This is a genomic window from Fimbriimonadia bacterium (genome assembly GCA_039961735.1).
GTDB lineage: Bacteria > Armatimonadota > Fimbriimonadia > Fimbriimonadales > JABRVX01 > JABRVX01.
This window is the reverse complement of the sequence record JABRVX010000067.1, coordinates 23,918-38,508: the sequence shown is the minus strand read 5'-3', so window position 1 is coordinate 38,508 and position 14,591 is coordinate 23,918. Positions and strand designations below refer to the sequence as shown.

Below are 14,591 nucleotides of genomic sequence, written 5' to 3'. Positions count from 1 at the left end.
GGCCGGACCGCTCCAGGCTCTCCGCGGCCTCCCACGCCGTTCCCACCATGGTGCCGATGGCGATGAGCGCGACGTCTTTTCCCTCTCGAAGAAGCTCGCCCTTGCCGTGTCGGATTGGCTCGTGTTCGGCAGGGAGCCCGCAGGCCGGAGAGCCGCCGCGCGGATAGCGAATTGCTATGGGGTGCTCTTCGTAGCCCAGCGCGTACTCGATCATGGTTCGGAATTCGGGGATGTCGCGCGGCGCCATCACCACCATGTTGGGGAGCAACGATAGGTAAGAGAGGTCGAGGGCACCATGATGGGTGGCTCCGTCAGCTCCCACCAGCCCGCCTCGATCCAGCATTAACCGGACAGGCAGGTTCTGGATGCATACATCGTGTGCGAGCTGGTCGAAGGCGCGCTGCAGGAAGGTCGAGTAGATGGCGCACACAGGCTTCAGGCCACCTGCGGCGAGGCCCGCGGCCCAGCAGACCGCATGTTGTTCGGCGATACCCACGTCATAGAAGCGGTCTGGGAACTCTTTGCTGAAGGGGGTCAGGCCGGTGCCGTCTGGCATGGCCGCGGTGATGGCCACGATCTTCTCGTCGGCTCGGGCGTGCCGCACCATCTCTTGACCGAACACCGATGTGAAGGACTCCCCGCTCGAGCCTGGCTCGATCTTGCCGTCCACGATGGTGAACGGCGTGACTCCATGCCACTTGCGCGCATCGTCCTCGGCGAAGTTGTAGCCCTTGCCCTTCACGGTCAGCGCGTGGATCAGCACCGGTCCGGTCAGTTCCTTTGCATCCGCGAAGATGTCCAGCAAGATGTCCAGATTGTGTCCGTCAATCGGACCGATGTACTTGAAGCCCATCTCCTCGAAGATGGCGCCGGTGTCCTCGGGCGCGACGTAGTGCGTCACGGCGTGCTGCAAGCCCTCCGCAGCGCGGGCAATCGGCTGCGGCAGCTTCTCCACCGCTGCCCTTGCCTGGCCCTCCAGCCTCTGGAACCACGGTCGGGCGCGCAGCCTGGCGAGGTGGGTGGAGAGGGCGCCGACGTTCTCGGCGATGCTCATCTTGTTGTCGTTCAGTACTACCGTGATATCGGTGTGGAGCTGCGCGGCGTTGTTCAGCGCCTCGAACGCCAGGCCGGAAGTCAGTGCCGCATCGCCCGTGACGGCGATCACCCGCTCCTTAGTCTTTGCCTTGTCGCGCGCGACGGCGAAGCCGAGCGCGGCGGAGATCGACGTGCCAGCGTGGCCGGCTCCGAACAGGTCGTAGGGGCTTTCGGAGCGCCGGAGGAAGCCGCTGAGACCCTTGTACTGGCGGAGGGTATGGAACCGATCCAGCCTGCCGGTCAGCATCTTATGGGGGTACGCCTGATGGCCGGTGTCCCAAATGAACTTGTCGGGCGGAAAGTCGTAGGTGGCGTAGAGGGCAACCGAAAGCTCTACCGTCCCCAGGTTGCTGGAGAAGTGTCCTCCTGTCCTAGAGATATTTTCGATGAGGGCCTGCCGAATCTCGGACGCGACTTGCCGCAACTGATCGCGCGACAGCGCCTTAAGGTCGGACGGGGCCCGAATTCCGTCTAGGAGACGGCTCACACGCTCACCTCGCGTCCTTGCCACCGGCGCAGTGTACCTCCCACCCAAGCCCAAGTCAACGAGAACCGCGGGTTCAGGTAGGATGCTGCTATGAGGCTGGGATCTGGAGTCCTCGTCGCCGGGATGGTCCTTTCACTCCTGACTGTCATGAGCCACTGCCAATCGTACCGCGCGATGTGGGTGGATGCCTTCCACGCGGGCTTCCGGAACCCCGATGAGGTGGATGTGCTGGTGCAGAGGGCATCCACTGCCAAGCTGAACGCCCTGTTCGTGCAGATGCGCGCCCGCGCCGCGGCCTATCATCACAGCCAATACGATCCGCCCGCCCACGACAAGGAGCCCGGGTACGACGCCTTGGCCGATATCTTGCACAAGTGCCAGGGCCTTCCGCATCCGATCGAGGTCCACGCCTGGATGAACGCTCACCCTCTGTGGCCTGCATCGCACGACCCACCATTCCCCGAGCACGTGGTGCTGCGCAAGCCGGAGTGGCTCACGCGGAACCGGTCCGGCGAGACGGCATCGGAGGTAGGGCGTGCCCTGGACTTCGGCCATCCGAAGGCCGCCGACTACCTTTGGCGTACATACATGGAGGTGGCGCGTAAGTACCCGGTCGCGGGCATCCACATGGACTTCATCCGTTACACCGGTTCGGACTGGGGCTATAACGCTGAGAGTGTAGCGCGCTTCAACCGGCGGTACGGTCGGACGGGAACGCCCGAGCCGGACGACCGAGATTGGCAACAGTGGCGACGAGACCAAGTGACCGCACTGGTGAGGAAAGTGTACGCGACAGCGACCGCCCTGCGCTGGGATATCGAGGTCAGCGCGGCGCTCGTCCCTTGGGGTCAGGCCCCCGCCGAGAGCCGACCGTGGGAGAAGACGCGAGCCTATCGCGAAGTGTTCTCCGACTGGCGGACGTGGCTGCAGGAGGGCTCGCTGGACATCGGCATGCCGATGTGGTACGCGAACCACCAGCGACTGCCGCAGTACTTACCGATGTGGCTGCAGTGGGCGAAGGCGCAGCAGTTCCAGTCGGCAATCGTCGCCGGCCTAGGGGCGTACCTGAACACGCCTGCCGACACGATGGAGCAGATCCGAATGTCTGCCGAGGTTGTGCCGTTCGGCTTCTGCCTCTTCTCCTATGCCAGCACCTGCGACCTGGGTGATGGCATTCGAACCTACGACGACGCGGTATATCGGATGCTGGGGGAAACGGTGAGCAATGTGCCGGCACCACCCAGCCTGCCTTGGAAGCACTCACCCGAATGGGGAATCGTCCACGGGACGGTGCTAGACCCGCAGTTGAACCCCCTCGACGGAGCTACCGTGAGCCTGGTGAACGCCGAGGGCCGCGAGGTTGCCACTTCGACGGACGGCACGGGCTTCTATGCCTTCCTCGAGGTCCCGCCAGGTCGGTACACGGTGCGGGTCTCGTCACTCAGCTGGCCCGTGCTCGAGACCGGTGGCGTCTCGGTCTTCGCCGGGGCATCGGTTCCCGCGCATGGCATCGTCGGCGCGCCCTCGGACCTCACGCGCAGAACCGGTATGTTGGGCCGCCTGGCAGAAGGCGCGAGCGTGTGCCTCCTCGGCTTACGCGTTGTCGGGACGGACCCGCTGACCTTGCGAGACCCGATCGGAGGCGGTGAGGTCGTTGTCAGTGAGTCTGCAAAGCCGGACTTGCCGTGGCTGGTGGGCGACGTGGTGGCGGTTCGGGGGCTGTTGGCTACCCGCGAGGGCTCGGCTACGCTCGAAAACGCTACGTTAGCCCTGCTCGGGATCGAACGATGAGGTGCGAACACGCCATACTGTATGGTGCGAATAGGAGGATTCTGAAACCATCTCTTTCCCCAGACTAGCCGTACCGGACCAACTGAGCGCCCTCCGACATCGCAACTTTCGCGTGTACTGGACGGGCGCGTTCGTTTCCTTCACGGGCAACTGGATACAGACCGTTGCCCAAGGCTGGCTGGTGTATCACTTGACGCGCGACCCCGCGACTCTGGCACTGGTCAGTTTCGCCGGCCAGGCTCCCGTGTTCTTTATGGGACCGTTCACCGGGGCGGTGGCCGACTCGTTCGACAAGCGTCGCGTGGTGATCGTGACGCAAACCTCGCTCGCCCTCACCGCGCTTACGCTGGCTGCGGTGACCCTGTTCGGCTACGTAGAGGTCTGGCACATCCTGCTTCTCGGCCTGCTGAACGGCATCATCTGGAGCTTCGACGTGCCCGCGCGCCAAAGCCTGATCAGCGAGCTGGTGGACACGGAGGACATCGCGAACGCCATCCCGCTCACGGGGGCCACATTCAACGTCGCGCGCCTCGTAGGACCCTCTATCGGCGGCATTCTACTGGCTTCTGTGGGCCCGGGCGTGTGCTTCCTCGTCAACGGGCTCAGCTATGCAGCGATGCTGTCCGGTTTGCTCGCCGTACGCCCTCGCAGCGAAGCGAGGGTCGAGGATACGCAGCCTGCGTTCCAGCGCATGACGGAAGGCATCCGGACGGTGGCTCGCACCCCGGCATTCCGCACGCTGATCCTGCTGGAAATCGTGATCAGCGTGTTCGGCCTGTTCTACATCGTTCAGCTGCCCGCGTATGCCGCCGACGTGCTCGGAACGGGGAAGCAAGGACTCGGCTACCTCTACTCCGCGATCGGTGTTGGCGCGGTTTCGGGGCTGGGGACGCTCGCAATGCTATCGCGTTACCGCGGCCGAGGGCGCGTCCCGGCGTTGGCAATGACGGGCTTCTCCCTCGGACTGCTGGCACTCGGGCTGGTGGGCATCGCTATTGCAGACGGCTCCAGCTTGCACGCGTCTCTGGTCGCGGGCTTGTGCCTGGTGGTAACCGGCTACTGCGGCACGACGATGCTGAATGGAACCAACACGCTGCTTCAGGCAAACGCTGCCGAGCACCTGCGTGGCCGTGTGGTGGGCGTGCATTTCTGGGCGCTGTCCGGGCTGGGGCCCATAGGGACGCTTCTGTTCGGCGAGATTGCAGCACGTATAGGGGTGTCGGAGTCTTTCCTCGTGGGCGCGATCATCTGCCTGGTGGTGGCGCTTCCATCGGTGTTCTTCGCCCGATCGGTGCGGCACCTGCGTTAGGCCCTCAGTCTGCAGGGGTGAACGAGGTTCCGCAGCCACAGGTTCGAGAGGCGTTGGGGTTGTTTACTCGGAACCCTCCGCCGATCAGCTGGCCGGTGTAATCCAGCACGCTACCCTTGATATAAGGCAGGCTCTTCGCGTCTATCAGGAGCGGAACCCCACGGACCTCGAGCTGGATGTCGTTCGGCCGGACGTTGGCGTCCAGCTTGAGCACGTACTCCAGTCCGGAGCAGCCCCCGCCTTTCACACCGACACGCAGACGCGCGGCAGGGTTTGCTTCGCGCGCCAACAGGGCCCGAACCCGCTCGGCGGCAGCGTCCGTAAGCTCGATGGGAGCCCCGGCCTCGACATGCTGTTCGTTGCTCATCCCTTCGGCATTCTACACCCCCACGGCAGCAAGGGTTCCCGCTCCGTCGGTCAGAGGTCATCCAAAAGGGTGCCATGGGCAACTCGTGCGCGTGGCTCTTAGACCGGCCTTTCCTCACGCGGGTATCCTACGCCCCGTGGATGCCCTTACCTTTCAGGACCTTCTGTTGCGTCTCGAGCAGTTCTGGGGAAGCCAGGGCTGCTTGATCGTCCAACCCTACGATCTGGAGGTGGGCGCCGGCACGATGGCCCCCGCCACTACCTTGCGCTGCCTCGGGCCAGACCCTTGGAACGTGGCCTACGTGCAACCCTCGCGCCGTCCAGCGGACGGGCGCTATGCACGGAATCCTATGCGGCTTCAGCACTACTACCAGTATCAGGTGATCATGAAGCCTTCGCCCGAAGACATCGTGGACAGATACCTCGAGAGCCTACGCGCCTTGGGAATCGAGCCTGCCATGCATGACATTCGATTCGTGGAGGACGACTGGGAGGCTCCCACTCTGGGCGCGAGCGGCGTGGGGTGGGAGGTGTGGATAGACGGCACCGAGATCACGCAGTTCACCTACTTCCAACAGATGGGTGGAATCGAGTGCCGTCCGGTGTGCGCAGAGATCACCTATGGGCCGGAACGGCTGTGTATGATGCTGCAACAGAAGAACAGCGTATGGGACCTTATCTGGACCCACGATCCACACGGCAATCCTGTTACCTACCGTGACGTGGACTTCGACTCGGAACTGGAACATAACTACTATAACTTCGACTACGCGGACACGGACATGCTGTTCCGCCTGTTCGACATGTACGAGGCGGAAAGCAAACGTATCATCGAGACGGAGTCGCCGGCAGGCCCAATGGTAGCACCTGCATTCGACCTAGCTCTGCGCTGCTCCCACGTCTTCAACCTGCTCGATGCAAGAGGCAGCATCAGCGTGACGGAGCGAGCGGTGTTCATCAATCGTGTGCGCGCACGAGTGAGAGCCTGCTGCCTGAAGTACCTGTCGAAGCGGGAGGCTGCTACGCAGAAGGAGGCCGCTAGTGCCTGAGCTACTACTGGAAGTAGGATGCGAGGAGCTGCCGGCCAGCCAGGTCGAGCGTGCATTCACGCAGCTTCGCGATGGGGTGCTTGCGCGACTGGAGGAAGCGCGCTTGGCGCACGAAGAGGCATCTGCCTTCGGCACCCCTAGACGCCTGGTCTTGGTGATTGTCGGGGTCGCTGAACGTCAGCCGGACAGCGTGAAGGAGCAGCGTGGCCCAAAGGTGTCGGCAGCATACGACGCGGAGGGGCAACCCACGAAGGCGCTGGAAGGTTTCTGCCGAAGCCAAGGGGTGGCGCTGAGCGAAGTCCGTGTCGAGGGAGAGTACGTATATGTCACCAAGCACGTGCCGGGCCTTCCTGCGCGAGAGGTGCTGGCTGACATTCTCCCCGATGCCATTCGCGCAATCAGCTTCGACAAAACGATGCGCTGGGGCGAAGGGCGGATGCGTTTCGCGCGCCCCATTCGGTGGCTGCTCGCGCTGCTGGATGGCGAAGTGGTGCCTTTCGACCTCGAGGGCGTTGTTAGTGGTAACAGAACGCGCGGGCACCGAATCCTGGCGCCAGGCGAGTTCGAGGTGAACGGCTTCGAAGACTATGCTACGAAGCTGCGCGGTGCATTCGTGGAGTTCGATCCGGCGCTGCGCCGCGAGAAGATCATCGCCGGGGCGCGCGATCTGTGGCCGGCGAACCGGGGCACCGTCGAGGCCGACGACGCCATCCTCGACGAGAATGTGTACCTAACGGAGTGGCCAATGCCGAGCCTGGGCGCCTTCGACGAGGCCTTCCTGGAGCTACCGGAGAGCGTGCTCATCGTGGCGATGAAGAAGCACGAGAAGTTCCTGCCCCTACGCGATGAGCATGGCAAACTGGCTCCTAACTTCGTGAGCATCAGGAACAGCGGCGATGAGCAAACGGTGGTGCGTGGCAATCAGTGGGTGCTCGCCGCCCGCTTCAACGATGCGCGTTTCTTCTTCGAGGAGGACACGAAAGAGAGCCCTATCCTTCCGCGCTTCGCCGCCAAACTGGATCGCATCGTGTTTCAGGAAAAGCTGGGCTCGCTGGCTGACAAGACGACACGGTTGGTAGTGTTGTGTCGCCAGATCGCCGAGCAGCTATGCCTGTCCGAACAGGAGAGCGAGTGGGCGTCTCGCGCAGCATCCCTGGCCAAGGCAGACTTAGCTTCGGGCCTAGTGATGGAACTGCCTGCGCTGCAGGGCACCGTTGGCGCGGAATATGCGCAGCGTGACGGAGAGCCCAGTGTGGTGTGCGAGGCGATTCGGCATCATTATGGCACCGAGCAACCACCCATAAATGCAGGTACGCGTCTGGCTAGGGTGCTTATGGCGGCTGATAGGATAGATACCCTGTGCGGATACCTCGGTCTAGGTATGGCACCCAGTGGCTCCAGCGATCCCTTCGGACTGCGGCGTGCTACGCACCTGCTAATCATGAACGGGCTGGCGTGGCCGCAGAAACAGCCTTTCCCCGACCTACGACTCATGACGGCGTGGGCAGTGGCGGCGTATGCGGAGCAGGGCCACGAGTTCTCGATGTCCGAGGTGCTAACATCTCTGGCCGAGCTGGCAATAGGTAGGTACGAGCTTATCTATAGTAACCTACGGCACGACCTCCTCGCAGCCGTGTTAGGTTCAGGATGGGAAGACCCGTCGAAGGTTGCAGCACGCGCGGCACTCATCGCGGAGCGGGCTGTCCGACCTGGCTTCGTGGACTATGTACGCACGGCCACGCGCCCAGGGAATATCGCACGTGCTGCAACGGGCAAAGGCATCGAGGCCGGCACCGTACCACCCATCTCGGGTGTGATGAGCCGCTTGCAGTCCGTGGACAACACCCTGTTCGAGCACGAGGCAGAGGCAGCTCTGTTTGACGCGGCGATCCAAACTACGCCGGAGGCGATCCGGCTCGTGGAGCAACGGGACTATGACGCGCTCTACCACCTGCTGCATTCACACCTTGCTTCACCCATCGGCGCGTTTTTCGATAGTGTGATGGTAATGGCGGAGGACGTAACACGACGCGATAACCGCCTTCGTCTACTCTCCGCCCTAGCGTCTCTCTACTTCGAGCTAGCCGACTTCTCGAAGGTGGTCATCGAGGGTGCGTAGGTGCTAGTGTAGCTGTCATGCTGAGCCTGTCGAAGCATGCAACCTACACCGCGCCGAGACAAAATGCCGTGGCCCCACACGCCTCCAACACGTCATGCTGAGCCTGTCGAAGCATGCCCTAGTGCATTGCACGGTCTGTTCCGCTCCCATATGTCAATGCTTTCCTAGGTGTGCTACTTCGTCGGTTCCACGGAGGCAACCAGTTTGCCTTTCAACGAGTAATCCAGCATCTCGAACCCAGGCGATGCTACGAGCTCGACGTCGGACTCGGACAGCCAGTCCGCGCGCAGCATCTTGCCATTCGAAGGGTCTAGCTGATACTCTATCTTGCCACTGACCTTCACAGTTGCTGATTTGATCGGATTCAGACTCTGTATCTGTCTTGGGATGGAGCGCGTTGCGTCGCTCTTTATGTCGAGGTCGGCGGAGTAGGTAGCAGTGATGAAGTGGACCTTCTTTCCATCACGCTCCTGCAGGCCTTCATAGCGATAGGTGATATCCAGACGCGATGTTCGTGAAGCACGTCTGGACGGGTCGCGAGTCACGTCTTCCCCTCGCAACACCGTCAGAGTGTCCTGCCAAGTGTCTCCTACCTTGACCGGATACCAGGGAAGCTTCGGCCCCAGTTCGACGAGGCCATGGAACCGCGTCTGTCCGGCGAGACGGGAAGTCAACGTCTTGGCGAGACCCTTGCTGTCCACCTCCTGCTCGTCCTTGCTACTGTCTGTTTGCTTGGGATCCTTCTTCGGCTTGGACTGATCCCACACTTTGAGAATCTCGTTGGTTGGGGAGATGGTTATGACGACCCAGTTCAGCTCGCCCTTTTCTTCCCAGGGCTCCTGATCGAACATCTCGGCGTACCGCGTCACCGAGCTTTCGTCCGCGAGACGCACGTCCGCTGTGCCCTCCGGCGCCTCCTCTAGGACGGTCAGCGTGTACTTGGTCGTTTCGGTCGCCTTGAACGGCATCCCCATGACGAACCCGGCCCCCCTGACCTCGCCGCTGGAGATGGCCGTCATGGTGTAGGCGCGCTTCTCGCCCGCCACATACTTGCTCCGGAGCAGAACTGCGTCGCCGTCCTGGAATCCCGTTGCTGTCGTGAGCCACACCAAGAGAAGAGATAAGCAAGTCACCTCGAAGCCTCCCTTCGACACGAGGTATTGTAGCCCGCACCGCTCATCCATCGCGAGGCGATAGCTCGGTTCGCACCGTCCGAAGGACTCGCCTCTGACGCGGCGTATGGGTGCTGCGATGGCCGGCGGACGATTGGGGTCGAAAGGAACGAGGAGTGTGTGCCGATCATGACGCGTAAGACTTCGTTTGTGCGTAGCGTATTGGCTTGGCTCGGAGTGCTGTGTGCCTTGGCAATCTTGTGTGCGGGGTGTGGTAAGCAAGCCGCGGGCGACGACAACGTCTTTCGATACCCGCTCGTGACCAGGCCGACCCATCTGGATCCGGCGCAGGTGCAGGACGGCGACACAATCGACCTACTCCTTCAGGTATTCGAGGGCCTCGTGAAGTGGTCACCGGAGAACGAAGTGGTTCCGAACCTCGCAGAGAGGTGGGAGGTGCTGGAAGGAGGTCGGCTGTACCGCTTCACCATCAAGAAGGGCGTCAAGTTCCACAACGGCGACGAGTTGACCGCCGAGGACTTCGTGTACAGCTTCGATCGCGCCGTCAGCCGCGAGATGAAGTCGGGGACCGCAATCAATTACCTGTTCGACATCGTGGGCGCGCGGGAGCGTTGGGAAGGCAAGTCGGACCGGCTAGAGGGTGTGAAGGCTCCTGAGCCTTATGTGCTCGAGATAAGGATCGACCAGCCGAAAGCATATTTCCTTGCTAAGCTAACGTACCCTAATGCCTACGCAGTGAACCGGCGAGCGATCGAGGAGGCCGGCGGGGGACCAATGACCGACATTCGGGCAGTGGTCGGAACGGGTCCGTTCAAGCTGACCGAGTACAACCCGGACTCCATCGCTGTGCTGACCGCCTTCGACGACTACCATGGCGGCCGGCCGAAGCTGGATCGCATTGAGCGGCCCATCGTTATTGAGGCGACCACGAGATACGATTTGTACAAGCGGGGACGCCTGGACCTGCTCCAGCTAGACAAGGCGCAGCTGGTGGCCGCAGAAAAGGACCCCGAACTGAGCAAGCACATTCACCACTTCGACCGGCCGTCCGTGTACTACCTGGGCATGAACCCTTTAGGTGCGCCCGTGTTTGCCGACCTTCGCGTGCGCCAGGCGTTCGCCATGGCGTTAGACAAAGGCGCGATCATAGAGAGCGCGCTGGAGGGCAAGGTGCCACGAGCCGACTGCATCGTCCCGCCCAAGGTTCCAGGCCATGACCCTGACGTGCGCATATACCCGTTCGACCCTGTCAAGGCCCGCGCCTTGCTCGCAGAAGCTGGCTTTCCTGGCGGCAAGGGCTTCCCAAAGCTGCAGTTCAGCTTCCGCGAGGGCCGTCCGGACGTGCGTCTGGTCGCCGAGGTGATCCAGAGGCAATTGGCGCAGAACCTCGGTGTCGAGGTGCAGCTCCGTCCGCTCGAGTGGGGCTCTTACCTCGAGGCTTACAACAACAAGTCCCTCGGGCTGTTCCATATGCGGTGGATGGCAGACTACCTGGACCCGCAGGACTTCCTGTCGGTTATGCTGACGACCGATGGCGGAGAAAACAAGGTGGGGTACTCCAACAAGGAGTTCGACCGATTGTGCGCCCTGGCCGACGTGGAGCAGGATCCACAGCGTCGCGTGGAGCTATATCGGCAGGCCCAGCGGATCGCGCTACATGACGCTCCTTGGGTGCCCATCTACTTCCAGCGCGACCCCGAACTGATCCGTCCTGGCGTCACGGGCATTCAGGACTCGTTGCTCGGGCACCTTCCGCACGTTCACACGAAGGTCAGTCGCAAGTGAAGTCCGAGTGGCGGTTCATCTGGAAGCGGCTCCTGATGGCTGTCCCGACGCTAGTGTTCGTCTCGGCCCTCACCTTCGTCGCGGCGGAGCTTGCCCCTAGCGATCCTATCCAGGTGATGGCTGGCGAGCATGCCACTCCCGAAGCGGTCGCGAGGCTTCGCCACGAGTACGGGCTGGACCGTCCGGCTTACGTTCGCTTTGCCTCCTTCGTCTGGGGTGCGGTGAGGCTCGACTTCGGTCGTTCCTTCTTCGATCCGAGGCCGGTGCGGGACATCATCCTCCAGACGTACGGGCCGACAGCGTTGCTTGCGTGTCTGGCGATGTGCATAGCCGCCACCGCCGGCATTGCGTTGGGCATAGTTGCGGCAGTTAACGCTGGGCGGCGAATAGATCGTCTGGTGGTGGTGATGGCAGTTGCCGGGCTGGGTGTGCCGAATTTCGTCTTGGCGCCGCTTCTCGTTCTGGTTTTCGCACTACATCTGGAGTGGGCCGAGGTTGCCGGCTGGGGGGACCCGTCTCGCGGCCTTCTGCCCTACCTGGTGCTTCCGGTTCTCGTGCTTGCCGTGCGTCCTATGGCGGCGGTCATGCGCCTGACGCGGACTGCAATGATCGACTCGCTCTCCGGCGACTTCATCCGGACTGCTCGGGCCAAGGGTGTGTCTCGCTGGGGTGTCGTGTTCCGTCATGCGCTGCCGAACGCCCTCACTCCCACACTGATCGTCATCGGCACGAGCTTCGGATACCTGCTGACGGGCTCGTTCATCGTGGAAACGGCGTTTGCCATCCCCGGCCTTGGTTACCGAGCTATTCAAGCCATCCAGCAGCGCGACTATCCCATGATCCAAGCGACCACCGTGCTGTTCGCTGCCGCGTTCGTGCTCGTGAACCTCCTCGTTGACATCGTCCAGGCTCGCGTTGATCCTAGGGTGCGTGCGGACATTCGCAGGAGGAGCGCGTAGTGTCGGGGCGCATCCTCATCGCGTTGTGCTGCACTTACTTAGCGCTGGTTCTGGTGGCGGCTGTCGCTGCGCCGCTACTCGTCCCGCACAACCCGTACGAGCAGAACCCTGCAGCACGTCGCGAGGCGCCCAGCAGCCGTCACTGGCTAGGGACCGATCACCTTGGGCGCGACGTGGCAAGTCGGCTGGTTCATGGCGCCCGTGTCTCCATGGGAGTTGGCCTTGCGGTGGTCGCCGCGACGGTGGTTATCGGGTCCAGTGTGGGCATCGCCGCTGCACTGCGCGGTGGCCGGGTGGATGCGGCCCTGATGCGCCTCACCGATGGCCTATTTGCATTCCCGGACATCCTGCTCGCAATCCTCATCGTGGGGATCGCGGGGCCGGGGCCAGTTCCGGTGATAGCTGCCCTGACCGCCGTGGGTTGGCCAGCGATGGCTCGGTTGGTTCGCGGACAGACCCTCTCGCTTCGGCAGAGCCTCTTCGTTCGGGCGGCGCGGGCGGCGGGGGCAACCACTTGGCACACGGTCGTGAGGCACCTAATCCCGCATCTCGCCGGCGTCGTTCTGGCTGCCGCTACTGTGGACCTGGCCTCGGTGGTACTCGCCGAGTCCGCCCTCAGTTTCCTCGGTATTGGTATTCCACCACCTCACCCGAGTTGGGGTTCGCTGATCAGCACGGGCCGGGAGTACATGCGGACGGACTGGCTACTGGTGTTCATCCCATGTGCCACGCTCAGCCTTACGGTGATCAGTCTGAACCTTCTCGGGGACCAGCTGAAGGCGAAGTGGGACCCGCGGTCTGCGCGGTAGCGCTGTCGCTTGTCACACGTGTGACACGAGCTGCAGCCTAACCTAGGATGCCGAATACCTCCAGAATCCGTGACAGATCCTCCTGGTCATAGAAGGGGATCTGGATCCGACCCCCGCTGCCGACACGCACAATCTGCACCCGAGCACCGATGCGCTCGCTCAGCGACTCTTCGATGCGCAGCCAGTTCGGGTCCTCAGGGGGCACACTTACCGGTTCGACGACCGCGACGTCGGGCGGACGACGGAAGAATCTCGAGCGGCGCTCCGCCTCCCTCACCGAGAGACCCTCGTCCACGATCTGACGGTGCAGCTCACGCTGCAAGCCCTCGTCATCCAAGGCCAGAATCGCCCGTGCGTGCCCCTCCGTGATCTCGCCGCGGCGCACACTCTCGAACATCGGGGCGGGAAGACTAAGGAGGCGCAAGGTGTTGGCAATGACGCCGCGCGACTTGCCCACGCGAGCCGCAATCTGCTCTTGGGTCAGGCCGAAGTCGGTGGATAGCTTTCGGTAGGCCAGCGCCGCATCGGCGGGGTTTACATCTTCGCGCTGCAGGTTCTCCACCAACGCTAGCTCCAGCATCTGGCGGTCGTCAGCAGCTCGGATTACCACTGGAACCCGCGCGAGGCCGGCCATCTTTGCCGCGCGCAGCCTCCGCTCGCCCGCGATTAGCTCGTAGCGATCGTGCCCGACCTGGCGAACCACCAACGGCTGCAGAATGCCCTGCTCCCGGATGGTGTCGGCAAGCTCCCCCAGCATCGCCTCGTCGAACGACCGACGCGGCTGCAGCGGGTTGGGACTGACCTGCTCCACGGGAAGCTCATGCACCGCATCTCGCCCCGCGGCCTCCGAGACCAACTCCGATAGACCCTTGCCCAAGCGATTACCGAACATCTTGCATCATCTCCTTCGCCAACTTCATATAGGCCTTGCTGCCCGGCGCATCCGGCGAGCGTACCACCCCAGGGACACCGAAGCTGGGCGCCTCACTCAGGCGTACGTTGCGCGGCACCGTGGTGGGCGACACCACCTCGCCGAAAAAGCTGCGGATCTCCTTCGCCACCTCGGTGGCCAGCTTCGTGCGCGAATCGTACATTGTCAACAGCACCTTGCCCACCTCTAGCCCGGGGTTCAGATGCGCACGGACGACCTCGATAGTTCGCAAGAGCTGCGCGAGACCCTCCAGCGCATAGAACTCGCACTGCATCGGCACCAACAGGCGGTCGCTTGCGACCAGAGTGTTAAGAGTGAGCAAGCCGAGCGAAGGCGGGCTGTCCAGCAGTAGCCAGTCCGTGCTATCCACCAGCGGCTCGATGGCACGTCGCAGGGCGCCTTCGCGCGCTACCTGGCCCATCAAGGCGAGCTCGGCGCCGGCGAGGTCCAAGGTGGCCGGGAGGAGCCGGCAGCCCTCCACGCACGTCTCCACCACCGCCTCTGCGGCAGGTCTGCCCTCGGCGAGCACGTGGTAGAGGCTCAGGTGCAAGCCGTTCTTTGAGACGCCGAGTCCGGTCGTGGCATTGCCTTGAGGGTCTGCGTCCACCACCAGCACGCGCGCGCCCTGCATAGCCAGAGCGGCTGCCAGGTTGACCACGGTGGTGGTCTTGCCGACGCCGCCCTTCTGATTCACGACACCCCAGGTTGCCACGCCCCGCCTATTCTGCGGGCAGGACTGCGATACCTCCCGAAGGGTC

Annotated in this window: 12 protein-coding genes; 7 read left to right on the top strand and 5 right to left on the bottom strand. The window is 62.9% G+C overall.

Features of this window, described 5'->3' with window-relative positions:
- On the bottom strand, nucleotides 1-1,582 hold a 1,582-nt coding region (locus HRF45_13470; protein ID MEP0767530.1), incomplete at its 3' end, for a 1-deoxy-D-xylulose-5-phosphate synthase.
- A gap of 90 nt (nucleotides 1,583-1,672) precedes the next feature.
- Here HRF45_13470 and HRF45_13465 point away from each other — a divergent pair.
- Complete coding sequence (locus HRF45_13465) at nucleotides 1,673-3,373, top strand: family 10 glycosylhydrolase (protein ID MEP0767529.1); 1,701 nt, start codon at nucleotides 1,673-1,675, stop codon at nucleotides 3,371-3,373.
- A 112-nt stretch (nucleotides 3,374-3,485) separates the two neighbouring features.
- Nucleotides 3,486-4,682, top strand: coding sequence for an MFS transporter (locus HRF45_13460; GenBank protein MEP0767528.1), 1,197 nt, complete (start codon nucleotides 3,486-3,488; stop codon nucleotides 4,680-4,682).
- 4 nt (nucleotides 4,683-4,686) lie between these two features.
- Here HRF45_13460 and HRF45_13455 read toward each other — a convergent pair whose 3' ends face one another.
- On the bottom strand, nucleotides 4,687-5,049 hold the full coding sequence (locus HRF45_13455) for an iron-sulfur cluster assembly accessory protein (GenBank protein MEP0767527.1): 363 nt from the start codon (nucleotides 5,047-5,049) through the stop codon (nucleotides 4,687-4,689).
- On the opposite strand from HRF45_13455, the gene HRF45_13450 reads away from it, so the two are divergent.
- Both HRF45_13450 and HRF45_13445 read left to right on the top strand, forming a co-directional pair.
- Nucleotides 5,012-6,097, top strand: coding sequence for a glycine--tRNA ligase subunit alpha (locus HRF45_13450; GenBank protein MEP0767526.1), 1,086 nt, complete (start codon nucleotides 5,012-5,014; stop codon nucleotides 6,095-6,097). The genes HRF45_13455 and HRF45_13450 overlap by 38 nt on opposite strands.
- The gene (locus tag HRF45_13445) at nucleotides 6,090-8,216 is read left to right on the top strand and encodes a glycine--tRNA ligase subunit beta (protein ID MEP0767525.1); all 2,127 of its coding nucleotides are present in this window, start codon (nucleotides 6,090-6,092) and stop codon (nucleotides 8,214-8,216) included. The genes HRF45_13450 and HRF45_13445 overlap by 8 nt, the downstream gene beginning before the upstream one ends.
- Before the next feature lie 173 nt (nucleotides 8,217-8,389).
- Here the strand turns inward: HRF45_13445 and HRF45_13440 are convergent, their stop codons facing one another.
- Entirely contained in the window at nucleotides 8,390-9,349 is a 960-nt protein-coding gene (locus HRF45_13440; GenBank protein ID MEP0767524.1) for a hypothetical protein, read from the bottom strand.
- 168 nt (nucleotides 9,350-9,517) lie between these two features.
- Between HRF45_13440 and HRF45_13435 the strand changes: the two genes are divergently transcribed.
- From HRF45_13435 to HRF45_13425, 3 genes are read left to right on the top strand one after another with little or no spacing between them, the layout of a single operon-like run.
- Nucleotides 9,518-11,134, top strand: a complete 1,617-nt coding sequence (locus tag HRF45_13435) for a peptide ABC transporter substrate-binding protein (GenBank protein MEP0767523.1) — start codon at nucleotides 9,518-9,520, stop codon at nucleotides 11,132-11,134.
- Nucleotides 11,131-12,093, top strand: coding sequence for an ABC transporter permease (locus tag HRF45_13430; GenBank protein MEP0767522.1), 963 nt, complete (start codon nucleotides 11,131-11,133; stop codon nucleotides 12,091-12,093). The genes HRF45_13435 and HRF45_13430 overlap by 4 nt, the downstream gene beginning before the upstream one ends.
- Nucleotides 12,093-12,902, top strand: coding sequence for an ABC transporter permease (locus HRF45_13425; GenBank protein MEP0767521.1), 810 nt, complete (start codon nucleotides 12,093-12,095; stop codon nucleotides 12,900-12,902). Before HRF45_13430 ends, HRF45_13425 begins: the two co-directional genes overlap by 1 nt.
- A 37-nt stretch (nucleotides 12,903-12,939) precedes the next feature.
- Here the strand turns inward: HRF45_13425 and HRF45_13420 are convergent, their stop codons facing one another.
- Both HRF45_13420 and HRF45_13415 read right to left on the bottom strand, forming a co-directional pair.
- Nucleotides 12,940-13,794 (bottom strand): ParB/RepB/Spo0J family partition protein, encoded by an 855-nt coding sequence (locus tag HRF45_13420; protein ID MEP0767520.1) that lies wholly within the window; start codon nucleotides 13,792-13,794, stop codon nucleotides 12,940-12,942.
- Nucleotides 13,784-14,545 (bottom strand): ParA family protein, encoded by a 762-nt coding sequence (locus HRF45_13415; GenBank protein MEP0767519.1) that lies wholly within the window; start codon nucleotides 14,543-14,545, stop codon nucleotides 13,784-13,786. The genes HRF45_13420 and HRF45_13415 overlap by 11 nt, the downstream gene beginning before the upstream one ends.
- Nucleotides 14,546-14,591: the final 46 nt, after the last annotated feature.

Coding starts and splice junctions, on each gene's coding strand:
- HRF45_13435 (MEP0767523.1), top strand. CDS start 9,518: ATGACGCGTAAGACTTCGTTTGTGCGTAGCGTATTGGCTTGGCTCGGA.
- HRF45_13450 (MEP0767526.1), top strand. CDS start 5,012: ATGGGAGCCCCGGCCTCGACATGCTGTTCGTTGCTCATCCCTTCGGCA.
- HRF45_13455 (MEP0767527.1), bottom strand. CDS start 5,049: ATGAGCAACGAACAGCATGTCGAGGCCGGGGCTCCCATCGAGCTTACG.
- HRF45_13420 (MEP0767520.1), bottom strand. CDS start 13,794: ATGTTCGGTAATCGCTTGGGCAAGGGTCTATCGGAGTTGGTCTCGGAG.
- HRF45_13465 (MEP0767529.1), top strand. CDS start 1,673: ATGAGGCTGGGATCTGGAGTCCTCGTCGCCGGGATGGTCCTTTCACTC.